Genomic DNA, 23,375 nt, shown 5'->3' with positions numbered 1-23,375 from the left:
ATGCGGTAGATGGCCCGGTGGTAAAACGGTTATACGCTAAACGTATAGGAAAAATAAAAATGAAGAAGCAGGAACGTATAGATCGTATTGCGCTGATGCGTACATTTATTCGTATCGTTGAGGCGGGTTCGCTCTCCGCGGCGGCGATACAGATGAATACCACGCAGGCGACGGTAAGTCGACGGCTCCAGTCTCTGGAAGGGCTGCTGGGCGTCAAGCTGATTCTGCGTACCACCCATGCAATGAAACTGACTGATGACGGTGAACGCTGTTATCAGCATGCTCGTCAGATTGTCGATGCCTGGCTGGCGCTGGAGGACGATTTGCATATCGCCGATGACCGGCCTGTCGGAGTATTAAGAGTGCGGGCACCGCATGCATTTGGTCAACAGCAGTTACTGGGACCGCTGGTGAATTTTCTCCAGCGCTATCCTGAACTTTCTGTCGAGTGGATGCTGAATGACAAGACCGTCGATTTCCTGAGTGAGGGTATCGACTGCGCGATTCGCGTGGGGGCGGAAGTGGACCCGGCGACGGTATCAGTATTGTTGGCCGAGGTGCCACGTAGCGTGGTCGCCTCGCCGACGCTGCTGGCGCGCTATCCGGCATTAACATCCCCACGGGAGATGTCAGTATTACCGTGGGTGGCGATCAGCACCTTTTATCAGCACGAGGTGATGCTGCAATCTCAGGTTGATAACCAGCTTATCACCTTTGGCATTGCCCCCTGTCTGAGCACGGATAGCGTGCATGTCGCCCGTAATACCGCCGTAGCCGGGCTGGGCGCGGCGATCGTTTCGAGCTGGGCGGTTGTGGAGGATATTGCCGCCGGGCGACTGATTGAGCTATTTCCACAGTGGCGGGCACCTTCGCTGCCGGTGCATCTTGTGTATCCCTGGGCACGCTATTATCCGATGCGCTTGCGTAAATTTCTTGATCTGATGAGAGCGGTGATGCCGCAGGTTGCCGGAATGCAGAGGCCGGAAGCTGAATAAAAAAACCGGCCGCAGGGGCCGGTTTTCAGGTGCAGACGTTACTCTACAGGATGCGGGCGGGTTGGTTCCGCCGTGGCTGTACGGGTTGCGCTATGGCCGCCAGCGGCGCCTTTGCCATCAAAAGCAAATTTCGGGCGAACCCAGTCGCTCTGGCGAGGCGCCTCCGGCACGTAGTCAGGTGCCGGGGCTCGGGTCATCGGCGCGGTCGCATGACGATTTCCCACCACGACAACCGGAGCGGCGGTGTCAGGTTTTGGTTCAACAACCGATTCCGCAACCGGGGCTGCCACCGGCGCGGAAACCACAGGGGCGTCCTCAACGGCAGTAACCGTGTCTTCGACGACAACAGGCGCCTGAGCGACGATCGCCGCTTCCGCTCCGGCTGCGTCGTGTGCAGCGGTTTCAGTGGTAGCCTCTTGTGCAACGGCCTCTACGGCTTCGGCGGCAACGTCATCGGCGACGGCCTGGTCAACCTCTGCAATCAACTGCGGCTGTTCATCAACCGGGGCAGCGATAACGTCCGGATGAGTTGTTTCGACCACCGCAACGTCAGGCTCGCTGATCGTCGCCTGCGGCTCAATAACCTCAACCTCTGCCGGATTCACAGCATTTTCTTCAACAACGTCAGGCGCGATGACTTCCGCGACAACCGGTTCTGCGCTAACCGCGGGTGTAACTTCCGGCGCGACTGCCGCAGCGGTCAGTGCCTGATCCTGAACCTGGGCCTCTTCTTGCTGCTGGTCCTGTGGACGAACAACCGGGTAACGGATCCACACTTTGCCAGACGCCATTTCCGGCGATGCGCAGGCAACGGCCAGCGGCATCGGGGATTGTGTCGGGTAACGCTCATCACGGTAGCGACGGCGACGCTGGCCGCTTACGCGCAGATGGCGTGGTGAACGACGCGAACGACGCGGCATTCCGTTAGTCTCACGAGCTTCACCGTTATCGTCGCTCTCCGCTGTTGCTGTGGTCTCAACAACCGCTGGCAGATCGACTTTTGCCAGTTCAGTGCGTGGGGCAACGGCTTCCGGCTGAGAGGCGTCTGTTTGCCCGGCAACGACCGCTTCGGCGACGTCTGCCGCAGCGGATTCAATGCGCACCTTCTGTGCCAGCTGGCGCGGTTTGCGACGTGGCATCGTCTGAACCCGCTCTTCCTGCTCGCTATCCTGTGCTACCGGCTCTTCACGGGTTTGCGCTTTTGCTTCCTGTTGCGCCTGGCGCTTGTCATCGTTACGACGACGATTACGTTCACGACGCGGCTGCTGCTCGTCGCGGGTTTTGCCTTTTTCGCTGTCTTCGTTCACGGTCTGACGAGACTCGCGCGGCTCGACGTTTTGCGGTTTCTCACGACGATTGCGTCGGTTTTCTTCACGAGGTTCACGAACGTCGCCATTTTCAGCGCGATTATCACGGTTCTCGCGACGATCGTTACGATCTCGCCGGTTGTTTGCGCGAGGTTTGCGACGCTCCTGTTGACGACCGGATTTCTCTTCGCTTTTCTTCTCGACCGGCGTTGCGGCCGGTTTGGCCTCATCCGCGCCGGAGAACATATTTTTCAGCGCGCTGAAGAAGCGTGAAATCAGACCCGGTTGCGCAGGGACAGAAACGTGAGGCGCCACCGGGGCGCTGGTGACCACTGGCGCTTTAGCCGGGGCTTCCTGTGCCGGCGCAGGAGGCACATCCGGCATCACAAACGCGGCCAGCGCCGGTTGCTCAGGAAGTTTACGTTCGGCAGGTTCTTCATCCGAAGGTAACGCCATCTCTTCTTCGTGCAGCTTCGGCAGCAGATAGCTCAGGGTCGAGGTCTCTTCGCCTTTACGCACGCGCAGAACAGAGTAGTGCGGCGTTTCCATCTGGTCGTTTGGCACGATGATGACGCGCACATCCGTCTGACGGTTTTCAATCGCGCTGACCGCAGCACGTTTTTCGTTCAGCAGGTAAGAGGCAATCGGTACGGGCACAATCGCGTGCACTTCTTTGGTGTTCTCTTTCAGCGCCTCTTCTTCAATCAAACGCAGAATGGAGAGCGACAAAGACTCGTTATCGCGGATAGTGCCTGTGCCGCTACAGCGCGGGCAGACGTGGTGGCTGGATTCGCCCAGCGACGGGCTCAAACGCTGGCGCGACATCTCCAGAAGGCCAAAACGTGAAATATGGCTGATCTGGATACGCGCTCTGTCCTGACGCACGGCTTCACGCAGGCGATTTTCCACCGCGCGCTGGTGGCGTACCGGAGTCATATCGATGAAGTCGATTACGATCAGACCGCCGAGGTCGCGCAGACGCAGCTGGCGGGCGATTTCATCGGCCGCTTCAAGGTTAGTGTTGAACGCCGTTTCTTCGATATCGCCGCCGCGGGTTGCCCGTGCGGAGTTGATATCGATAGCGGTCAGCGCTTCTGTGCTATCAATAACGATAGAACCGCCGGAAGGCAGACGAACTTCGCGCTGGAATGCGGATTCAATCTGCGATTCGATTTGGTAGTGGCTGAACAACGGGATTTCGCCGGTGTACAGTTTGATTTTGCTGCTGAAATCCGGACGCCCCAGCGCCGCGATATGCTGGCGAGCCAGCTCAAGCACTTTTGGGTTGTCGATAAGGATTTCGCCGATATCCTGACGCAGATAGTCGCGAAAGGCGCGGACAATCACGTTGCTTTCCTGGTGGATCAGAAACGGAGCAGGGCGACTTTCAGCGGCTTTCTGAATGGCTTCCCAGTGCTTCAGGCGGAAACTTAAGTCCCACTGCAGCGCCTCGGCGGATTTGCCGACGCCAGCGGTACGTACGATAAGTCCCATGCCTTCCGGCAGCTCAAGGCTGGCCAGCGCTTCTTTAAGCTCGGTGCGATCATCACCCTCAATACGGCGCGAAATACCACCAGCACGCGGGTTGTTCGGCATTAATACCAGATAACTTCCCGCCAGGCTGATAAACGTGGTCAGCGCGGCGCCTTTATTGCCGCGTTCTTCTTTATCAATCTGCACAATAACTTCCTGACCTTCACGCAGCACATCCTTAATGTTTGGACGGCCATGGGAATTGTAGCTGGCAGGGAAGTATTCGCGGGCAATTTCTTTGAGAGGGAGGAAACCATGACGCTCGGCACCATAATCAACAAATGCGGCTTCGAGGCTCGGTTCAATACGTGTGATTTTGCCTTTGTAGATGTTCGCTTTTTTCTGTTCGTGCCCGGGGCTTTCGATATCCAGGTCGTACAGGCGTTGCCCATCAACAAGGGCGACACGCAACTCTTCCTGCTGAGTTGCGTTGATTAACATTCTTTTCATCGTAACTTACTCATTATTCTTACATTGACGACTAAGCTGCGGGCAGAGTAACGCCTTACCGGGAGAAACCGATGGCCTCGTGTCTGTTTCACGTCGCCAACCTCACGGTTGTCGCGCGCTTAAGAGGCGCAGAGTGTCGGTTGCCTGTATTTCAAACGGAAACACAATGCAATTATCAGGGGAACTGCCTGGGATGTATCACCAGAGAAGATTCCATTTATACTCAATGTTTTTCACGTTGCAGGCAAAGTGGCTTAACTTGCTCACCTTAATCATCAGACTGAGATGAACATCCGGGGAACCCGGAAGTTGACGCCTTCCTGCGATGTGAAATCCATAGAGCCTGTACCGGTAAGGACTGCAACCCGCAGCCCGCTAACTGTCTGAAAGATCAATACGTCTTACGCCATTGCTGCGTGGATGAACGGTCAGACAAAATTGGTCATTCCGCTAATTTCTTGTTCTAACAAGGTTCAGCACGGAAAACTGCACCATTATTCCATTGCTGAGCGCGTTATAGCAAGTTGACTTTCACCTTTTATTTCCCGCTTACTCACCGTTTTTTCACCTGTGTATACAGATTGTTCTAATAACCAACAAAATACCGGAGGAGCATGTGATGATATGCGGATGATGATAAATATAAGCATATAAAAATGAGTGGCGCTAATGCGCAGGGATATTTAGAATCGCGCACCATGAAAACTGAGATCCCAAGCGTAAAAATGGTTGCCATTGCTGATGATGAAGCCGGGCAACGTATCGACAACTTTTTGCGTACGCAACTGAAAGGCGTACCGAAGAGCATGATTTATCGCATCTTGCGTAAAGGCGAGGTGCGGGTGAACAAAAAACGCGTTAAGCCGGAGTATAAACTGGAAGCCGGCGACGAAGTGCGTATCCCGCCTGTGCGGGTGGCAGAGAAAGAAGAAGAGGCGGTGTCGCCGCATTTGCAAAAAGTGGCTGCGCTGGCTGATGTGATTCTCTATGAAGATGAACATATTCTGGTGCTTAACAAACCTTCCGGCACGGCAGTGCACGGCGGCAGCGGCCTGAGTTTTGGCGTGATTGAAGGCTTGCGGGCGTTGCGCCCGGAGGCCCGTTTCCTGGAACTGGTGCATCGCCTCGATCGCGACACATCTGGCGTTTTGCTGGTGGCGAAAAAGCGTTCGGCGCTGCGTTCGCTGCACGAGCAACTGCGCGAGAAAGGGATGCAGAAGGATTATCTGGCGCTGGTGCGCGGCCAGTGGCAGTCGCATATGAAAGTGGTGCAGGCGCCCTTGCTGAAAAACATTCTGCAAAGCGGTGAACGTATTGTGCGGGTAAACCAGGAGGGGAAACCCTCGGAGACGCGTTTTAAAGTCGAAGAGCGTTATACGCATGCCACGCTGGTACGCTGCAGCCCGGTAACCGGGCGTACGCACCAGATTCGTGTGCACACACAATATGCTGGTCACCCCATCGCGTTCGACGATCGCTATGGCGATCGTGAATTCGACAAGCAACTGGCAGGAACGGGCCTTAATCGCCTGTTCCTGCATGCCGCCGCGCTGAAGTTTACGCATCCGGGAAGTGGCGAGGTGCTGCGTATTGAAGCGCCGCTGGATAATCAGCTAAAGCGCTGTCTGCAGGTATTGCGTAGCACGAAATAATCCGCAGCAGTTCAGGGTTTAAGCCACTTATCCAGCCAGGGGAAAACCGCATCCTGCTGCTCTTTATAAAAGACGTGGCCCAGTTCCGGCCACGTTTTCGTTTCAAGTCGGTCCTGCGCTTTTTGTGATGCCCAGACGCTGCGTACTTTTGCGAAGGCATCGTTTACGGCCTCAGCCGGGAACAGCTTATCCTGACCACCGCTATAAATAAGCATCGGTTTTGGCGCCGCAATGCTGGCGATATCGGGGATATCCAGACGCGTGGATAAGCCCGGGTGCAGCATATAAAATGCCGATTGACCGCGCAGGATGTTATTACCCGCTTGCATCAGGCCGCTCCTGGTGCCAAACCAGGAGATAACGGCAGTGGCGGCCACATTATCGGAGAGCGCGGCAAGTTGCCAGGCGCGAAAGCCTCCCATCGAGAAACCCAGCACCCCGATTCGTGTACTGTCAACTTTTTTGAGCGTAGTGAGAAAATCGACGGTGCGCAGATCTTCGTAGGCCATTTCACCGGCCAGCGAGCGTCCAAGATTAAAATAGTTGCTGGCCAGCGCCTGCTGCTGTTCGTAAACCATAGGCCCGCGATCTCCCCAGCCTGGGCTATCAATGGCGATCACGAGATAACCGCGCTTTGCCAGTTCGTCACCGATGAATCTACCGGTGAAAAATTTATCCGCCCACGCCTGGGCGCTGGCTAACTGCGCGGCATTATTCCATGGGCGAATGAGCTTTTCCTTACCGATATCAAACTTAGCGCCATGATCGTGAAGCAGAACGATCGCCGGGTGAGGGCCTGCGGATTTTGGCGTCAACATCAGGGCGGCGATTCGATTATCGTCGGTGATATTGAGCGCGATTTTTTCGGCGAGATAACTTCCGCGATCTTCCGTCATGATCGTCTGCGGATCAAAGGGGATGGTTGAATCAGGCGTGAGCAGAGATTGCCGAAGCAGTTGACGAGCATGCTGTCGCCAGTGATTAAAATCGCTATAGCGGCCAGAGAGCCAGGAATCCGGGTAAGTCATTTGTGCTTTCAACTGTTGCCAGGAGGCGGGGAGATTGCCGTCTACCACACCTTGACGCTGCCAGTCATCGGCGTTGGCGCTGGCGGCGGCCAGCAGGGTAATAGCTAAAAGCGCGACGCGACTATTCATCGGGGCTCCATTTTTAAAATAAAACGACGTTTCATTATTGTGTGGATTGTAATGGAGGCAGAGAAATAAACTGTGATCGACAAGACAATAAAGGAGTCGATAACACCCCGTAGTGTGGGCGTGTTGTGCTGCTTGCCGCACCGCCAGGCGGGCCTGTCGGATGAACGGGTCGCGCTGGCATAAAGAAAAGGGCGCAGGAATCGGGGGCGGGCGGTGAAATCCCTGATTCCCGTTTTCTGTCTCCTTAGGCAAGCAGCGGATTAAATCCTTCCCGACGCAGCATCTGACATAAGGCGATTAGCGGTAAACCGACCAGCGCGTTCGGATCGCGTCCTTCCAGGCGTTCGAAAAGCGTGATGCCTAAACCCTCGCTTTTGAAACTTCCGGCACAGGCTAACGGATTTTCTTTGCGAATATAGCTGTCAATTTCCTGGTCGCTTAAATGGCGAAAATGAACATCAAAGGGTTCACATTCGGTTTGTAAATGACCCCTGGCTGAATTGTATAACGCCAGCCCGGTATAAAACGTCACGATGGTGCCGCTGGCTTTCTTCAACTGACGATGGGCATTTTCCGCCGTGTGCGGCTTACCGGTAATTTCGCCATCCAGGACGCAAACCTGATCGGAGCCTATAATAAGGTGTTGTGGATAGCGCTCGGCGAGGGCCTGCGCTTTAGCTTGCGCCAGGCGCATCACCAGCTGGCGCGCCGGTTCGCCGGGCAGCGGCGTTTCATCAACCTCCGGCGCCGCGCAGGCAAAAGAGACCGACAGCTTTTCCAGCAGCATCCGCCGCCAGGGGGAGGTTGACGCGAGGATCAGTTCAGACATATTTTTTCATCCACATATAGCGCTTCGCAGTGCATCATTTTAAACTATGCGCCGCAATGTGTGCGAATAAATGGCAAAAGGCAACCTGAGGCTGCCTTTTTCTTTGACTCTATGACGTTACAAAGTTAATATGCGCGCCCTATGCAAAAGGTAAAATTACCCCTGACTCTCGATCCGGTTCGCACGGCTCAAAAACGCTTAGATTACCAGGGTATCTATACTCGTGATCAGGCTGTGCGTGTCGCTGATTCTGTTGTCAGCGTGGACAGTGATGTGGAATGTAGCATGTCGTTCGCTATTGATAACCAGCGTCTTGCCGTTTTACGCGGCGATGCGACGGTGTCAGTAACCCTCGAATGTCAGCGTTGCGGGAAACCGTTCTCTCATCATGTCCACACAACGTATTGTTTCAGCCCCGTCAGAAATGACGAACAGGCCGAAGCACTGCCGGAAGCGTATGAGCCGATTGAGGTTAACGAATTCGGTGAAATCGATCTGCTGGCGCTGGTTGAAGATGAAATTATCCTCTCCTTGCCTGTAGTTCCGGTGCATGATTCTGAACACTGTGAAGTGTCCGACGCGGACATGGTCTTTGGTGAACTGCCTGAAGAGGCACAAAAGCCGAACCCATTTGCCGTATTAGCCAGCTTAAAGCATAAGTAATTGAGGAGTAAGGTCCATGGCCGTACAACAGAATAAACCAACCCGTTCCAAACGTGGCATGCGTCGTTCACATGACGCGCTGACCGCTGTCACCAGCCTGTCTGTAGACAAAACTTCTGGTGAAAAACACCTGCGTCACCACATCACTGCCGACGGTTTTTACCGCGGCCGCAAGGTAATCGCTAAGTAATCACGCATTACTCCATGGATTTCGCGTTGCAAAAAGAGGCAAGCGAGAGCGCGCCGGTAGCATAGATGATGTAACTGGCGTGAATGCGCGCAGTCACCCCCTTGCAACGTGAAAGACAAAGAGTAAACGCGTGATGAAGCTTAGTGAGGATTTCCCTGGGTGACCGGGGAATAACTGAACCGGGCAGCGACGATACTTTGACACGTCTAACCCTGGCGTTAGATGTCATGGGTGGGGATTTTGGCCCTTCCGTGACGGTGCCTGCAGCTTTGCAGGCACTGAATTCTAACTCACAACTTACACTCCTTTTAGTCGGCGATCCCGACGCAATCGTACCATTACTCGCCAAAGCTGATTTCGAGCAACGTTCGCGTTTACAGGTTATTCCTGCGCAGTCAGTTATTGCCAGTGATGCTCGTCCCGCACAAGCGATTCGCGCCAGTCGCGGTAGCTCAATGCGCATGGCGCTGGAGTTAGTGAAAGAAGGGCGGGCGGAAGCCTGTGTGAGCGCAGGAAATACCGGCGCGCTGATGGGGCTGGCCAAGCTGTTGCTCAGGCCTATTGACGGGATTGAGCGCCCGGCGCTGGTCACGATGTTACCGCATCAGTTAAAGGGCAAAACGGTGGTGCTTGACTTAGGCGCCAACGTCGATTGCGATAGTACGATGCTGGTGCAGTTTGCCGTGATGGGGGCCGTTCTTGCCGAAGAAGTTATCGGCATTAAGAATCCCCGCGTTGCGCTGCTGAATATTGGTGAAGAAGAGACGAAAGGTCTCAGCAGTATTCGCGATGCGGCAGCCGTCTTGAAAACGTTGCCGACCCTGAATTATATCGGCTATCTGGAAGCCAATGAATTATTGACGGGGAAGACGGATGTTCTGGTTTGTGATGGATTCACAGGCAACGTCACATTAAAAACGATGGAAGGTGTTGTCAGAATGTTCCTTTCACTGTTGAAATTACAGGGAGAGGGGAAAAAAAGGTCGTGGTGGTTGCTTTTATTAAAGCGTTGGTTACAAAAAAGCCTGTCGAGGCGATTCAGTCACCTCAACCCCGACCAGTATAATGGTGCTTGTCTGTTAGGATTGCGCGGCTCGGTGATTAAAAGCCACGGGGCTGCTAATCAGCGCGCTTTTTGCGTCGCGATAGAACAGGCGGTGCAGGCGGTGCAGCGGCAGGTTCCCCAGCGAATCGCCGCTCGCCTGGAATCTTTATACCCTACAGGTTTCGAACGGCCTGAGAGCGCCCAAACGGAAACGCCGGGTCACGGACCCGGGTGACCGGATACGATCGACGCCTCACAGTTTGACTAAACCAGGTATATTACCCAAGAGTGACTGAGCGTACATGTATACGAAGATTATTGGCACCGGCAGCTATCTGCCTGAGCAAGTGCGTACTAACGCCGATTTGGAAAAAATGGTTGATACGACTGACGAGTGGATTGTGACTCGTACCGGTATCCGCGAACGCCGTATTGCCGCACCGAATGAAACAGTCGCTACTATGGGCTTTGCAGCCGCTAAGAATGCGCTGGATATGGCGGGCGTTAAGCCGGAGCAAATTGGTCTGATTGTTGTTGCGACCACCTCCGGAACCCATGCGTTCCCCAGCTCAGCTTGCCAGATTCAATCAATGCTGGGTGTTAAAGGTTGTCCGGCGTTTGATGTTGCCGCGGCGTGCGCAGGGTTTACCTACGCGTTAAGCGTTGCCGATCAATACGTAAAAAATGGCGCGGTTGATTATGCGCTGGTTATTGGCGCGGATGTTCTGGCGCGTACCTGCGATCCCGCCGATCGCGGAACAATTATTATCTTCGGCGATGGCGCGGGTGCAGTGGTGCTGGGGGCTTCTGAAGAACCGGGAATTATCTCAACGCATTTGCATGCGGATGGCAGCTACGGCGAACTACTGACGCTGCCGAACGCCGATCGCGTCGAGCCGGAAAATTCAATTTATCTGACGATGGCGGGCAACGAAGTCTTTAAAGTCGCGGTGACCGAGCTGGCGCATATCGTTGATGAGACCTTAGCGGCGAATAATCTCGAACGTTCTGAGCTGAACTGGCTGGTGCCGCATCAGGCTAACCTGCGTATTATCAGCGCCACGGCGAAGAAACTGGGGATGTCGATGGACAACGTGGTGATAACCCTTGACCGGCATGGCAATACGTCGGCGGCTTCTGTTCCCTGCGCGCTGGATGAGGCGGTTCGTGATGGTCGCATCGAGCGTGGTCAGTTGATTCTGCTGGAAGCCTTCGGTGGTGGTTTCACCTGGGGTTCCGCGCTGGTTCGTTTTTAGTATAAGGATTTAAACATGACGCAATTTGCTTTTGTGTTCCCGGGACAGGGTTCTCAGAGTGTCGGGATGCTGTCGGATATGGCGGCGGCTTACCCGGTCATCGAAGAGACATTCCGTGAAGCCTCTGCGGCGTTGGGTTACGATCTGTGGGCGCTTGCGCAGCAGGGCCCGGCGGAAGAGCTGAATAAAACCTGGCAGACGCAACCGGCGCTGCTGACCGCGTCTGTCGCGCTGTATCGCGTCTGGCAGACGCAGGGCGGTAAAGCCCCTGTTCTGCTGGCGGGCCACAGCCTCGGCGAATATTCTGCGCTGGTCTGCGCGGGCGTGATCGATTTTGCCGACGCCGTGCGTCTGGTTGAAATGCGCGGTAAGTTTATGCAGGAAGCGGTGCCGGAAGGCACTGGCGCGATGTCGGCGATTATTGGCCTCGACGATGCGGCGATTGCCAAAGCCTGCGAAGAGTCTGCTCAAGGGCAGGTTGTTTCACCGGTGAACTTTAACTCGCCGGGCCAGGTGGTTATCGCCGGTAACAAAGAGGCCGTCGAACGTGCCGGCGCCGCCTGTAAAGCGGCGGGCGCTAAACGTGCGCTGCCGCTGCCGGTCAGCGTACCGTCACACTGCGCGCTGATGAAACCAGCGGCGGAAAAACTGGCCGTTGAATTGCAAAAAATCACCTTTAACGCGCCGACGATTGCGGTGGTGAACAACGTTGATGTGAAAAGCGAAACCGCGCCCGATGCTATCCGCGATGCCTTGATCCGTCAGCTTTACAGCCCGGTTCAGTGGACCAAAACCGTTGAGTTTATGGCAGCGCAGGGCGTAACGCATCTGTATGAAGTGGGGCCGGGTAAGGTCCTCACCGGTCTGACTAAACGTATTGTTGACACCCTGACAGCCTCCGCGCTTAACGAGCCGGCGGGCCTGTCTGCGGCGCTTGAGCAATAAAAGAGGAATACCATGAGTTTTGAAGGAAAAATCGCGCTGGTCACCGGTGCAAGTCGCGGTATTGGCCGCGCAATCGCTGAAACGCTCGTTGCCCGTGGCGCGAAAGTTATCGGTACTGCGACCAGCGAAAGCGGCGCACAGGCGATTAGCGATTATTTAGGTGCGAACGGCAAAGGTTTGCTGCTGAATGTGACCGATCCTGCATCTATTGAATCTGTTCTTGGAAATATTCGCGCAGAATTTGGTGAAGTTGATATCCTGGTAAATAATGCCGGGATCACTCGTGATAACCTGTTAATGCGCATGAAAGATGACGAGTGGAACGATATCATCGACACCAATTTGTCATCTGTTTTCCGTCTGTCAAAAGCGGTAATGCGCGCTATGATGAAAAAGCGTTATGGGCGTATTATCACTATCGGTTCTGTGGTTGGTACCATGGGAAATGCGGGTCAGGCCAACTACGCTGCGGCGAAGGCGGGTCTGATTGGCTTCAGTAAATCACTGGCTCGCGAAGTTGCGTCCCGTGGTATTACTGTAAACGTTGTTGCTCCGGGCTTTATTGAAACGGACATGACGCGTGCGCTGACTGATGAGCAGCGTGCGGGTACGCTGGCGGCTGTTCCTGCGGGGCGCCTTGGCTCTCCAAATGAAATTGCCAGTGCGGTTGCATTTTTAGCCTCTGACGAAGCGAGTTACATCACCGGTGAAACCCTTCACGTCAACGGCGGAATGTATATGGTCTGATCGAGTTTTGCGCAAAACGTTCAGGAACCGCGCAGTCCGTGCAGTTCCCTGCGATGTTTTGTGCAAAATGATTTGCGTTATTAGGGGATATGGCCTCAAAATAACGTAAAATCGTGGTAAGACCTGCCGGGATTTAGTTGCAAATTTTTCAACATTTTATACACTACGAAAACCATCGCGAAAGCGAGTTTTGATAGGAAATTTAAGAGTATGAGCACTATCGAAGAACGCGTTAAGAAAATTATCGGCGAACAGCTGGGCGTTAAGCAGGAAGAAGTCACCAACAATGCTTCCTTCGTTGAAGACCTGGGCGCTGATTCTCTTGACACCGTTGAGCTGGTAATGGCTCTGGAAGAAGAGTTTGATACTGAGATTCCGGATGAAGAAGCTGAGAAAATCACTACAGTTCAGGCTGCCATTGATTATATCAACGGTCACCAGGCGTAAGTGAGCATCTCCAGGCGGTCGTTCGACCGCCTGAGTTTTATCTATATTTTGTCCCACAAGAATCTATTTTCCCTCCCTGGAGGACAACCGTGTCTAAGCGTCGTGTAGTTGTGACCGGACTGGGCATGTTGTCTCCTGTCGGCAATACCGTAGAGTCTACCTGGAAAGCTCTCCTTGCCGGTCAGAGTGGCATCAGCCTGATCGACCATTTCGATACTAGCGCCTATGCAACCAAATTTGCTGGCTTAGTAAAGGATTTTAACTGTGATGATTTCATCTCGCGCAAAGAACAGCGCAAGATGGACCCCTTCATTCAATATGGAATTGTCGCTGGCATTCAGGCCATGCAGGATTCTGGCCTTGAAGTGACGGAAGAGAATGCGACCCGCATCGGTGCTGCTATTGGCTCCGGTATTGGCGGTCTCGGTTTGATCGAAGAAAACCACAGTTCGCTGGTAAAAGGCGGACCGCGTAAGATCAGCCCGTTCTTTGTTCCTTCCACAATTGTTAACATGGTGGCCGGGCATCTGACCATCATGTTTGGTCTGCGTGGGCCAAGTATCTCCATCGCGACCGCTTGTACGTCAGGCGTACACAACATTGGCCACGCAGCGCGCATCATTGCCTATGGCGATGCCGACGCTATGGTTGCCGGTGGTGCGGAAAAGGCCAGTACCCCACTGGGCGTAGGCGGTTTTGGCGCGGCGCGTGCGCTGTCCACGCGCAATGATAACCCGCAGGCGGCAAGTCGCCCGTGGGATAAAGAGCGTGACGGTTTCGTGCTGGGCGATGGCGCGGGCATGCTGGTACTGGAAGAGTACGAGCACGCGAAAAAGCGCGGTGCAAAAATTTACGCTGAAGTCGTCGGTTTCGGTATGAGCAGCGATGCCTACCATATGACGTCGCCGCCGGAAGATGGCGCTGGCGCGGCGCTGGCGATGGTGAACGCCATTCGTGATGCGGGCATTGAAGCCAGCCAGATTGGCTACGTCAACGCCCACGGTACTTCTACGCCGGCAGGCGATAAAGCAGAAACGCAGGCGGTGAAATCCGTCTTTGGTGACGCGGCCAGCCGCGTAATGGTCAGCTCCACCAAGTCAATGACGGGTCACCTGTTGGGCGCTGCGGGCGCGGTAGAGTCAATCTATTCGATCCTCGCCCTGCGCGATCAGGCGATCCCGCCGACCATTAACCTGGATAATCCGGATGAAGGTTGCGACCTGGACTTTGTTCCGCATGAAGCACGCCAGGTAAGCGGTATGGCGTATACGCTGTGCAACTCTTTTGGTTTCGGTGGTACTAACGGTTCGCTGATCTTTAAAAAGGTGTGATGTGCGCCCGACGTAACATCGTTGATGTCGTCAATGCGCATCGGAAAACTGGCCCGCTTGTCGGGCCTTTTTTATTCGGTTTTCTCTGCTTGCTCCATACCTTTCCTCCTGCGACACTGACCGGTCAGCGATAAGGAGTCCTTTATGTTTTTGATAAATGGCACTAAAAGTGAAACGCTTGCGGTTAACGATCGTGGTGTACAGTTCGGCGACGGCTGCTTTACCACCGCCCGCATCGTCAGAGGCCGCGTTCAGTTCCTTGTGGCCCATCTGGAGCGGTTGCGGACTACCTGTGAAAAACTTTTTATTCCCTATAATGAGTGGGCATTATTACGTCAGGAGATGAAGCATCTTGCGCAATCGCAGCAGGATGGCGTACTGAAGGTGATGATCACACGTGGAGCGGGAGGACGTGGCTACAGTACCGCAGGGTGTGTGAATCCCACGCGTATTCTTGGCGTATCACCTTATCCTGCCCACTATACCCGCTGGCGCGAAGAGGGGATCTCTGTGACGCTGAGTCCTGTTCAACTGGGACGTAACCCTTCCCTGGCGGGACTTAAACATCTCAACCGCCTGGAGCAGGTGCTGATTCGTTCTTATCTTGAGCAGACGGACGCCGATGAAGCGCTGGTCCTTGACAGTGACGGGTGGCTTACGGAATGCTGTGCCGCAAACGTATTCTGGCGTAAAGGCTTTGACGTATATACTCCACGCCTCGAACAAGCGGGCGTTAACGGTATTATGCGTCAGCATATTCTCGCGCAGCTGGCACCCTCGCCGTTTCGTGTTGTCGAAACCACCGCACGCCCCGAGGCGTTACGCGATGCCGATGAGGTGCTTGTCTGCAACGCATTAATGCCGCTGGTGCCGGTTCGCCGCTGGGACGATATATGCTGGTCCGCGCGGGAGCTTTACCCTTTTTTAGCCCCATTGTGTGAGCTGTCTGATTAGTTATGAAGAAAATGTTACGTTTCATCCTGTTGCTGGTGGTGATGCTGGGCATCGCCGCAGGCATCGGTATGTGGAAGGTTCGTCAACTGGCGGACAGCAAGTTACTGATTAAAGAAGAGACTATTTTTACTCTTGCCGCGGGTACCGGACGTCTGGCGTTGGGGCAGCAGTTGTATGGCGAGAAAGTGATTAACCGGCCCCGGGTTTTCCAGTGGCTGTTGCGCGTTGAGCCGGAGTTATCTCATTTTAAGGCCGGGACCTATCGTCTGACGCCTGAAATGACGGTACGGCAGATGCTGCAACTTCTGGTCAGCGGCAAAGAAGCCCAGTTTCCGCTACGCTTCGTTGAAGGGATGCGGGTGAGTGATTATCTGCGCGAGCTGCGCGATGCGCCTTATGTGAAGCATACGCTGGCGGATGATAGTTATGAAACCGTTGCTAAAGCGCTCAATCTGGATCATGCGGATTGGGTTGAGGGCTGGTTCTGGCCGGACACCTGGATGTATACCGCCTATACCAGCGACGTCGCAATCCTCAAACGCGCACATGAGAAAATGGTTTCTGAAGTTGAAAAGGCCTGGGCAGGGCGAGCGGATAATCTGCCGTATAAGGATCAGAATCAACTGCTGACGATGGCGTCGATCATTGAGAAAGAGACGGCGGTACCCGAAGAGCGCGATCGCATCGCGTCTGTATTTATTAATCGTTTACGGATCGGTATGCGCCTGCAAACCGATCCGACCGTGATTTACGGGATGGGTGAGCGTTATAATGGTAAGTTAACACGTAAAGACCTGGAAACCCCTACTGCTTACAATACCTATGTCATTAACGGCATGCCGCCAGGGCCAATTGCTACACCGGGTGAAGCCTCACTGAACGCTGCCGCGCATCCGGCAAAAACGCCTTATCTCTATTTTGTCGCAGATGGTAAGGGCGGGCACACGTTTAGCACTAACCTGGCCAGCCACAACCGTGCGGTACAGGACTATTTAAAGGTACTTAAGGAAAAAAATGCGCAGTAACTATATTGTCATCGAAGGCCTGGAGGGGGCGGGGAAGACTACCGCACGTAATCTGGTGGTGGAGACGTTGCAACAGTCAGGCGTCAGCGATCTGCTGTTTACCCGCGAACCGGGCGGCACCATTCTGGCCGAGAAGCTGCGTAGCCTGGTGCTGGATATCCAATCTACCGGCGATGAGGTGATCAATGATAAAGCGGAAGTGCTCATGTTTTATGCCGCTCGGGTGCAACTGGTCGAGACGGTGATTAAACCGGCGCTGGCCCGTGGACAATGGGTGATTGGCGATCGTCACGACCTGTCGACTCAGGCTTACCAGGGCGGGGGACGCGGTATCGATCAAACAATGCTGGCGACGCTGCGGGATGCGGTGCTGGGGGATTTTCGCCCTGATCTGACGCTCTATCTTGACGTTACCCCTGAGGTCGGCCTGAAACGTGCTCGCGCACGCGGTGAGCTTGATCGCATTGAACAGGAGTCGCTGGATTTCTTTAATCGTACCCGCGCACGCTATCTTGAACTGGCGGCGCAGGACGCCACTATTCGCACCGTTGACGCCACGCAGCCGCTGGAGGCTGTTGCGCGCGACATTCGTGCTGCGGTCACTCAGTGGCTCGCGGAGCAGCGTGCATGAAATGGTATCCGTGGTTACGCCCCTCTTTTGAACAGTTAGTCTCCAGCTACCAGGCGGGACGGGGGCACCATGCGTTACTGGTTCAGGCCCTACCAGGAATGGGGAGTGACGCGTTGATTTATGCGCTGTGCCGCTTCCTGATGTGTCACCAGCCCCAGGGGCATAAGAGCTGCGGTCATTGTCATAGCTGTCAGTTGATGCAGGCCGGTACCCATCCTGATTATTATCTCCTGGCCCCTGAAAAGGGAAAGATTTCCCTTGGGATTGACGCCGTGCGTGAGGTAAGCGAAAAGCTTTATGAACGCGCCCGATTAGGGGGGGCTAAGGTAGTATGGATAGACGATGCCGCGATGCTGACTGACGCAGCGGCCAATGCATTACTGAAAACGCTGGAGGAGCCGCCGGAGAATACCTGGTTCTTCCTTGCCTGTCAGGAGCCCGCTCGCTTGCTGGCTACGTTGCGTAGCCGCTGCCGCTTGCACCATCTTGCTCCCCCGTCAGAACACTATGCGCTGGCGTGGCTGGAGCGAGAAGTGACAATGTCACAAGATGCATTGCTGACGGCGTTACGCCTCAGCGCCAATGCGCCAGCGGCGGCTCTGGCGCTGTTACAGGAGGCGCACTGGGCCTCACGCCAGCAACTGTGTCAGACACTGGCGACAACTTTAACCCACGGTGACTGGCTGACCCTGTTGCCGATTCTGAACCATGAACAGGCCGCCGTTCGTCTGTACTGGCTGGCATCGCTGCTGGTTGATGCGCAAAAAAGGCAGCAGGGGGTCACGCTGGTCAGCAACCCGGATGTCTGGCCCCTGTTGAATCAACTGGCCGCCACGTTGCCTGCCGCCTGCTTACAGGCGATTGCGGGTGATGTTGGCGTCTGCCGGGAACAGCTGTTGAGTGTGGTCGGCGTTAATCGCGAACTGCTACTAACCGAGCGTCTTCTGCGCTGGGAACACTATCTGCAACCCGGGGCGGTTTTGCCCCTATCCCACCTCTGAGAGAGACATCATGATTTTAGTCGACTCCCATTGCCATCTTGATGGCCTGAATTATCAAACGCTGCATAAAGATGTAGACGATGTGCTGGCAAAAGCCTCTGCGCGTGATGTGAAATTTTGTCTGGCGGTTGCCACGACGCTGCCGGGGTATCGTGATATGCGCAAACGGGTGGGCGAGCGTAACGATGTGGTTTTCTCGTGCGGCGTGCATCCGTTAAATCAGGATGAAGAGTATGACGTTGACGAGCTCCGCAAACTTGCGGCAGAGGAAGGGGTAGTGGCGATGGGAGAAACCGGCCTGGACTATTTCTACACGCCGGAAACTAAAACGCGTCAGCAGGCATCGTTTCGTGACCATATTCGCATTGGTCGGGAGCTGAATAAGCCGGTTATCGTGCACACCCGCGACGCCCGGGCTGATACGCTGGCGATTTTGCGCGAGGAAAACGTGATGGATTGTGGCGGCGTACTACACTGTTTCACTGAGGACAGGGAGACGGCGGGTAAGCTGCTGGATATGGGATTCTATATCTCGTTTTCCGGTATTGTGACGTTCCGTAATGCAGAACAGCTTCGTGATGCTGCGCGTTATGTGCCTCTCGACCGCCTGCTGGTCGAGACCGATTCACCATACCTGGCCCCGGTACCGCACCGAGGTAAAGAGAACCAGCCGGCGATGGTTCGGGATGTCGCCGAGTACATGGCGGTTCTGAAAGGTGTTTCGCTGGAGCATCTGGCACAACAGACCACGGAAAATTTCATTACGCTTTTCCATATCCATCCCTCCAGGCTGCAATCTGTCTGATACTCCTATTATTTTAATGCTCGTAATTAATAGCTAAAGCGAGTAAAGTTCACCGCCAAAAATGCGGCGGTGAAGGGGTTCTGACAACCTTCAAGACCATGATGTGTAAACTAACGTAAATTTTTATCTAATGTCTGTTTGAAACGTGATAGCCGTCAAACAATCATTCGGGGAATTATTTTACTCTGTGTAATAAATAAAGGGCGCTTAGATGTCCTGTCCACGGTGCGGTTCTCCCCCCGCGCCAATGCGTGAAAGCGTAAAAAAAGCACCAAATACTCAGGAGCACTCTCAATTATGTTTAAGAATGCATTTGCTAACCTGCAGAAGGTCGGTAAATCGCTGATGCTGCCAGTATCCGTACTGCCTATTGCAGGTATTCTGCTGGGCGTCGGTTCTGCGAACTTCAGCTGGCTGCCAGTCGTCGTCTCTCACGTCATGGCGGAAGCGGGCGGTTCGGTCTTCGCTAATATGCCGCTGATTTTTGCTATCGGTGTCGCGCTGGGCTTCACCAATAATGATGGCGTATCCGCGCTGGCATCGGTTGTCGCGTACGGCATCATGGTGAAAACCATGGCGGTTGTGGCGCCATTGGTTCTGCATTTACCCGCGGAAGAAATCGCGGCTAAACACCTGGCGGATACCGGCGTCCTTGGCGGTATTATCTCGGGCGCTATCGCAGCGTATATGTTCAACCGCTTCTACCGTATCAAACTGCCTGAATATCTGGGCTTCTTTGCGGGCAAGCGCTTTGTGCCGATTATTTCCGGTCTGGCCGCGATCTTCACTGGTGTGATCCTGTCCTTTATCTGGCCGCCGATCGGTACTGCTATCCAGACGTTCTCTCAATGGGCCGCGTACCAGAACCCGGTTGTGGCGTTCGGTATCTATGGCTTTATTGAGCGCTGCCTGGTGCCGTTTGGTCTGCACCATATCTGGAACGTTCCTTTCCAGATGCAGATTGGCGAATACACCAACGCTGCGGGTCAGGTCTTCCACGGCGATATCCCACGCTATATGGCGGGCGACCCGACGGCGGGTAAACTGTCCGGCGGCTTCCTGTTCAAAATGTATGGTCTGCCGGCTGCTGCAATTGCTATCTGGCACTCCGCGAAACCGGAAAACCGCGCGAAAGTGGGCGGTATCATGATCTCCGCGGCGCTGACCTCGTTTCTGACCGGCATTACCGAACCGATCGAGTTCTCTTTCATGTTCGTTGCGCCGATCCTGTATATTATTCACGCAATTCTGGCAGGTCTGGCCTTCCCTATCTGTATCCTGTTAGGGATGCGTGATGGCACGTCGTTCTCTCATGGGTTGATCGATTTCATCGTTCTGTCCGGCAACAGCAGCAAGCTGTGGTTGTTCCCGATTGTGGGTATCTGCTACGCGATCGTTTACTACGTCATATTCCGTGTGCTGATCAAAGTACTGGATCTGAAAACGCCGGGTCGTGAAGACGCAACGGACGACAGCAAGGCTGGCGTCGCCAGCGAGATGGCTCCGGCGCTGATTGCCGCCTTTGGGGGTAAAGAGAACATTACCAACCTGGATGCATGTATCACCCGTTTGCGTGTGAGCGTGGCGGATGTAGCGAAAGTTGATCAGGCGGGCCTGAAAAAACTGGGCGCCGCTGGTGTGGTGGTTGCAGGTTCAGGCGTTCAGGCGATTTTCGGTACCAAATCCGATAACCTGAAGACTGAAATGGATGATTATATCCGCAGCAACTAAGTTGTGATGTGGGGAGACTAAGGCAGCCAGACGGCTGCCTTTTTTAATGCGCGCAATAAATCTGTGGCGACCAGGCTGCAGAAGGCCGTAATAAATAACATTCTGCAGGCGGAAGCAGAGTAGACATTACTTTCGTCGTCCCATCCGTAAAAAGAGCGTCACGCCGGTAAGCAAAATAAAAACCGGATGACGCCCGTAACGGACCCGCTTTAGCCTGTTACTCCCTTTACGCTGCGAATAAGGGATCAGAACTGATAGCTGGCAGTGATACTAAAGTTGCGGGGTTCACCGTACACAATCGAACCATCAATATTGGTATCGTAGGTTTTGTCAAACAGGTTATTAACGTTACCCTGTATGGCAAAATTTTTGCTGACCTGATAACGGGTGAACAAATCAACCAGCGCATAGCTGCCTTGTTCGGCACGGAAAGTACCGTATGGCGTCACCTTATCTGTATAAACGCGGTTCTGCCAGGTGACACCGCCGCCCACAGTCAATGCGGGCATAGCCGGCAGGCGATAGCGAGTGAAGAGTTTGACGCTGGTGCGCGGCAGATTCGGATTTACCGTATTGCCTTCATTGTCTTTGGCGACAAAGCGCGTGGCCCCGAAGGTCATCTGCCAGTTATCGGTGAGCGCGCCGTTGATTTCAAACTCCACCCCTTTGCTTACGGTACCGTTGACGGTCTTATAAGCGTCTTCGCCGTTGCTGCCGGGAATTTGCGCGCCGGTCGCCTGGGCGAGATTATCCTGTTCGATTCGGAAAAGGGAGAGGCTGGTGGTCAGGCGGCTATTCATCCAGTCTGACTTCAGACCGACTTCATAGTTATTCCCGGTAATGGGCGTCAGATATTTTCCGGAAATATCGCGCTTATTCTGCGGCTGGAAGACGGAAGTATAGCTGGTATAAGCCGACCAGTTATCGTTGATGTCGTAGACCACACCGGCATAGGGGGTGGTATGATTTTTCTCCATAGTGTAGGTCAGCGTCTTGATACTCCAGTTGTTAAAGCGGACGCCAAGGATCAGATGCAGCGGGTCAAGCAGCGAAAAGCGCGTCGCCGCGTACAGCGACTTCATCCGCGTGGTATCGTCCTGCGCCAGGCTCTGCGGACCCCAGTTGGTTTCCGGGAAGTTGCTGCTATTGAAGTTATAGAAACTGCCGATCTCATCCGGGAAGACGTTCGCCCAGGCGCTGAAATAGCGGTTATTTTGTTTACTGTAGCTGCCGCCAATCATCAGATTATGCTGGCGGCCGAACAGGTCGTAGCCGCCGTCAACGAACAGATCCAGAGCATCAACTTTTCGCTTGCCGCTGTTCCAGCCGGTTCCGCCGACGTAGTCGTAGCCTGCGCCGTAATTACTGTAGGGGCCCTCCAGCATTCCGGTGTCTTTGTTGACGTACGCATCTACATACATCATTTTACTGTCGAACTTAACCTCTGAATGGGTTGCATTCAGGGTCGCCTGCCAGGTTTCGGCAAAGCGCTGTTTCAGCGTGACGAAAACTTTGTTGAACTCTTTATCGTTATAGGCCCAGTCCGGTGAGGTACTGTGGGCGCGATCGTAGTGGTTCTTGCTGCCATCCGTGTTCCAGCGCGGCAGACCGCCCCATGTCGGGCTATTGACGTCGATACGTTGATATTCGTAGCCTGCGGACAAGCGGGTTGATGTCCCGAGGTCAGCATCGATAATACCGGAGAAGAAGGTTTTCTCATTGTTATAGCGATCGAGCCATGAATCGTTGTTCTGGTAGCCCGCGATAATACGGGCGCGTACGTTGCCATCTTCAGTCAGCGGGCTCTGCAGATCGGCAACGTAGCGCTGCTTGTTCCAGCTACCATACTCCGCGGAGACATGACCTTTGAACTCACGGCTGGTTGCGTGTTTGCGAATCATATTGATTGAAGCGGCTGGGTTACCTGTGCCGGTCAATAAGCCATTGGCACCACGTACGATTTCGACCCGCTCGAAGAGGGCCATATCAGAAAGCGCGTCGCCGAGATTCCAGCGGGATTCAAACCATGTCGGGATGCCATCAACCATATAGTTGTCGATCTGAAAACCGCGTGAGTAATAGGTGGTACGATCGGAGTCCGCCTGACTACCGCTGATCCCGAGCGTGTGATCCATCACGTCGCCGAGCGTTTGTAACTGCTGATCCTGCATCCGCTGTTCGGTGATGATACTGACCGATTGCGGAATATCGCGCTGGGTCATTTCCATTTTAGTCCCGGCAGCGGTGGTTTTGACGTTGTAATCCTGCGCTTGTGTATCGGAATCATTATTAGTGGAACCGTCTACAATAATGGTGTCTTCGCTATTGGCGGCGTGGCTGAGATGAGGGAAGAGCGCCAGGGTAATAGCCATAGCAAGCAGGGATGGTGCAATACGCCCATCACGGGAAGGTGTGGAGAGAAACATTGTAATTCCTTGATCATATGAGTGTTGTTATTCGCCATGGATCTGTGTCCGCGGTCGATTGGGAATATTTCTACTTATGAATGCAAATGAGAAATATACGCATTAATATTTAATATGTAAACATAAGTAACATAGATGCTGTGAATGGTTTCCGCGAAGACTGCCGTAGGGGAAAACGTACGAAGTGATGAATCAACCAACAGCTAAATGGTTTGTTGCGTAAGAAAAAACGCATTCAGGTTGAAAGAGAGGGAG

The 23,375-nt window shown here is 54.2% G+C and carries 20 protein-coding genes; 16 read left to right on the top strand and 4 right to left on the bottom strand.

All coding sequences use genetic code 11. The annotated features are described in order from the left end of the window. Positions 1 to 59: 59 nt before the first annotated feature. Positions 60 to 995: a LysR family transcriptional regulator gene (locus FN037_RS09980; protein WP_142502130.1), complete on the top strand. Its 936-nt coding sequence runs from the start codon at positions 60 to 62 to the stop codon at positions 993 to 995. A 38-nt stretch (positions 996 to 1,033) separates the two neighbouring features. Here FN037_RS09980 and rne read toward each other — a convergent pair whose 3' ends face one another. Beyond that, the gene (gene rne / locus FN037_RS09975) at positions 1,034 to 4,285 is read right to left on the bottom strand and encodes a ribonuclease E (RefSeq protein ID WP_142502129.1); all 3,252 of its coding nucleotides are present in this window, start codon (positions 4,283 to 4,285) and stop codon (positions 1,034 to 1,036) included. A 698-nt stretch (positions 4,286 to 4,983) separates the two neighbouring features. Here rne and rluC point away from each other — a divergent pair. Beyond that, the gene (gene rluC / locus FN037_RS09970; RefSeq protein ID WP_171034878.1) at positions 4,984 to 5,937 is read left to right on the top strand and encodes a 23S rRNA pseudouridine(955/2504/2580) synthase RluC; all 954 of its coding nucleotides are present in this window, start codon (positions 4,984 to 4,986) and stop codon (positions 5,935 to 5,937) included. A gap of 11 nt (positions 5,938 to 5,948) precedes the next feature. Here rluC and FN037_RS09965 read toward each other — a convergent pair whose 3' ends face one another. Together FN037_RS09965 and FN037_RS09960 are read right to left on the bottom strand one after the other, a co-directional pair. Beyond that, the gene (locus FN037_RS09965; protein WP_142502128.1) at positions 5,949 to 7,094 is read right to left on the bottom strand and encodes a dienelactone hydrolase family protein; all 1,146 of its coding nucleotides are present in this window, start codon (positions 7,092 to 7,094) and stop codon (positions 5,949 to 5,951) included. A gap of 244 nt (positions 7,095 to 7,338) precedes the next feature. After that, positions 7,339 to 7,923 (bottom strand): Maf family protein, encoded by a 585-nt coding sequence (locus tag FN037_RS09960; RefSeq protein ID WP_138361169.1) that lies wholly within the window; start codon positions 7,921 to 7,923, stop codon positions 7,339 to 7,341. A 141-nt stretch (positions 7,924 to 8,064) separates the two neighbouring features. Here FN037_RS09960 and yceD point away from each other — a divergent pair, with 141 nt between their 5' ends. The 14 genes from yceD (at position 8,065) to ptsG (ending at position 20,694) form a co-directional block, all read left to right on the top strand. After that, positions 8,065 to 8,586, top strand: a complete 522-nt coding sequence (yceD, locus tag FN037_RS09955; RefSeq protein WP_138361170.1) for a 23S rRNA accumulation protein YceD — start codon at positions 8,065 to 8,067, stop codon at positions 8,584 to 8,586. A 16-nt stretch (positions 8,587 to 8,602) separates the two neighbouring features. After that, positions 8,603 to 8,776: a 50S ribosomal protein L32 gene (rpmF, locus tag FN037_RS09950; protein WP_000290724.1), complete on the top strand. Its 174-nt coding sequence runs from the start codon at positions 8,603 to 8,605 to the stop codon at positions 8,774 to 8,776. Positions 8,777 to 8,973: 197 nt separating this feature from the next. Further along, positions 8,974 to 10,056, top strand: a complete 1,083-nt coding sequence (gene plsX, locus FN037_RS09945) for a phosphate acyltransferase PlsX (RefSeq protein ID WP_185929245.1) — start codon at positions 8,974 to 8,976, stop codon at positions 10,054 to 10,056. 67 nt (positions 10,057 to 10,123) lie between these two features. Next, positions 10,124 to 11,077, top strand: coding sequence for a beta-ketoacyl-ACP synthase III (locus tag FN037_RS09940; protein WP_138361172.1), 954 nt, complete (start codon positions 10,124 to 10,126; stop codon positions 11,075 to 11,077). Positions 11,078 to 11,092: 15 nt separating this feature from the next. After that, positions 11,093 to 12,022, top strand: coding sequence for an ACP S-malonyltransferase (gene fabD, locus FN037_RS09935; protein WP_138361173.1), 930 nt, complete (start codon positions 11,093 to 11,095; stop codon positions 12,020 to 12,022). Between the two features lie 12 nt (positions 12,023 to 12,034). Further along, positions 12,035 to 12,769 (top strand): 3-oxoacyl-ACP reductase FabG, encoded by a 735-nt coding sequence (fabG, locus tag FN037_RS09930; RefSeq protein ID WP_138361174.1) that lies wholly within the window; start codon positions 12,035 to 12,037, stop codon positions 12,767 to 12,769. 210 nt (positions 12,770 to 12,979) lie between these two features. After that, positions 12,980 to 13,216, top strand: coding sequence for an acyl carrier protein (gene acpP, locus FN037_RS09925; RefSeq protein WP_000103754.1), 237 nt, complete (start codon positions 12,980 to 12,982; stop codon positions 13,214 to 13,216). An 89-nt stretch (positions 13,217 to 13,305) separates the two neighbouring features. Then, positions 13,306 to 14,547, top strand: a complete 1,242-nt coding sequence (gene fabF / locus FN037_RS09920; RefSeq protein ID WP_138361175.1) for a beta-ketoacyl-ACP synthase II — start codon at positions 13,306 to 13,308, stop codon at positions 14,545 to 14,547. A 144-nt stretch (positions 14,548 to 14,691) separates the two neighbouring features. Beyond that, the gene (gene pabC, locus FN037_RS09915; protein ID WP_142502126.1) at positions 14,692 to 15,501 is read left to right on the top strand and encodes an aminodeoxychorismate lyase; all 810 of its coding nucleotides are present in this window, start codon (positions 14,692 to 14,694) and stop codon (positions 15,499 to 15,501) included. A 2-nt stretch (positions 15,502 to 15,503) separates the two neighbouring features. Continuing rightward, the gene (gene yceG / locus FN037_RS09910; protein WP_142502125.1) at positions 15,504 to 16,526 is read left to right on the top strand and encodes a cell division protein YceG; all 1,023 of its coding nucleotides are present in this window, start codon (positions 15,504 to 15,506) and stop codon (positions 16,524 to 16,526) included. Continuing rightward, positions 16,516 to 17,157 carry a dTMP kinase gene (gene tmk, locus FN037_RS09905; RefSeq protein WP_142502124.1) on the top strand — a complete coding sequence of 214 codons (642 nt, stop codon included), beginning with the start codon at positions 16,516 to 16,518 and terminating at the stop codon, positions 17,155 to 17,157. Before yceG ends, tmk begins: the two co-directional genes overlap by 11 nt. Next, on the top strand, positions 17,154 to 18,158 hold the full coding sequence (gene holB, locus FN037_RS09900; protein ID WP_138361179.1) for a DNA polymerase III subunit delta': 1,005 nt from the start codon (positions 17,154 to 17,156) through the stop codon (positions 18,156 to 18,158). The genes tmk and holB overlap by 4 nt, the downstream gene beginning before the upstream one ends. A 10-nt stretch (positions 18,159 to 18,168) precedes the next feature. Then, complete coding sequence (locus FN037_RS09895; RefSeq protein ID WP_142502123.1) at positions 18,169 to 18,963, top strand: metal-dependent hydrolase; 795 nt, start codon at positions 18,169 to 18,171, stop codon at positions 18,961 to 18,963. A 297-nt stretch (positions 18,964 to 19,260) separates the two neighbouring features. Next, entirely contained in the window at positions 19,261 to 20,694 is a 1,434-nt protein-coding gene (gene ptsG, locus FN037_RS09890) for a PTS glucose transporter subunit IIBC (RefSeq protein WP_142502122.1), read from the top strand. Positions 20,695 to 20,939: 245 nt separating this feature from the next. On the opposite strand, the gene fhuE is transcribed toward ptsG, so the two are convergent. Continuing rightward, on the bottom strand, positions 20,940 to 23,120 hold the full coding sequence (gene fhuE, locus FN037_RS09885; protein ID WP_142502121.1) for a ferric-rhodotorulic acid/ferric-coprogen receptor FhuE: 2,181 nt from the start codon (positions 23,118 to 23,120) through the stop codon (positions 20,940 to 20,942). Between the last annotated feature and the right edge of the window lie 255 nt (positions 23,121 to 23,375).

This window comes from Klebsiella sp. 2680, assembly GCF_900198535.1.
Lineage (GTDB): Bacteria > Pseudomonadota > Gammaproteobacteria > Enterobacterales > Enterobacteriaceae > Klebsiella > Klebsiella indica.
The sequence above is the reverse complement of the archived record's forward strand: the minus strand, read 5'-3'. Positions and strand labels throughout refer to the sequence as shown.

Excerpts from the sequence above, each read along its gene's own strand:
- FN037_RS09980 (WP_142502130.1), top strand. The coding sequence starts at position 60 with ATGAAGAAGCAGGAACGTATAGATCGTATTGCGCTGATGCGTACATTT.
- rne (WP_142502129.1), bottom strand. The coding sequence starts at position 4,285 with ATGAAAAGAATGTTAATCAACGCAACTCAGCAGGAAGAGTTGCGTGTC.
- rluC (WP_171034878.1), top strand. The coding sequence starts at position 4,984 with ATGAAAACTGAGATCCCAAGCGTAAAAATGGTTGCCATTGCTGATGAT.
- FN037_RS09965 (WP_142502128.1), bottom strand. The coding sequence starts at position 7,094 with ATGAATAGTCGCGTCGCGCTTTTAGCTATTACCCTGCTGGCCGCCGCC.
- FN037_RS09960 (WP_138361169.1), bottom strand. The coding sequence starts at position 7,923 with ATGTCTGAACTGATCCTCGCGTCAACCTCCCCCTGGCGGCGGATGCTG.
- yceD (WP_138361170.1), top strand. The coding sequence starts at position 8,065 with ATGCAAAAGGTAAAATTACCCCTGACTCTCGATCCGGTTCGCACGGCT.
- rpmF (WP_000290724.1), top strand. The coding sequence starts at position 8,603 with ATGGCCGTACAACAGAATAAACCAACCCGTTCCAAACGTGGCATGCGT.
- FN037_RS09940 (WP_138361172.1), top strand. The coding sequence starts at position 10,124 with ATGTATACGAAGATTATTGGCACCGGCAGCTATCTGCCTGAGCAAGTG.
- fabD (WP_138361173.1), top strand. The coding sequence starts at position 11,093 with ATGACGCAATTTGCTTTTGTGTTCCCGGGACAGGGTTCTCAGAGTGTC.
- fabG (WP_138361174.1), top strand. The coding sequence starts at position 12,035 with ATGAGTTTTGAAGGAAAAATCGCGCTGGTCACCGGTGCAAGTCGCGGT.
- acpP (WP_000103754.1), top strand. The coding sequence starts at position 12,980 with ATGAGCACTATCGAAGAACGCGTTAAGAAAATTATCGGCGAACAGCTG.
- pabC (WP_142502126.1), top strand. The coding sequence starts at position 14,692 with ATGTTTTTGATAAATGGCACTAAAAGTGAAACGCTTGCGGTTAACGAT.
- yceG (WP_142502125.1), top strand. The coding sequence starts at position 15,504 with ATGAAGAAAATGTTACGTTTCATCCTGTTGCTGGTGGTGATGCTGGGC.
- tmk (WP_142502124.1), top strand. The coding sequence starts at position 16,516 with ATGCGCAGTAACTATATTGTCATCGAAGGCCTGGAGGGGGCGGGGAAG.
- holB (WP_138361179.1), top strand. The coding sequence starts at position 17,154 with ATGAAATGGTATCCGTGGTTACGCCCCTCTTTTGAACAGTTAGTCTCC.
- FN037_RS09895 (WP_142502123.1), top strand. The coding sequence starts at position 18,169 with ATGATTTTAGTCGACTCCCATTGCCATCTTGATGGCCTGAATTATCAA.
- ptsG (WP_142502122.1), top strand. The coding sequence starts at position 19,261 with ATGTTTAAGAATGCATTTGCTAACCTGCAGAAGGTCGGTAAATCGCTG.
- fhuE (WP_142502121.1), bottom strand. The coding sequence starts at position 23,120 with ATGTTTCTCTCCACACCTTCCCGTGATGGGCGTATTGCACCATCCCTG.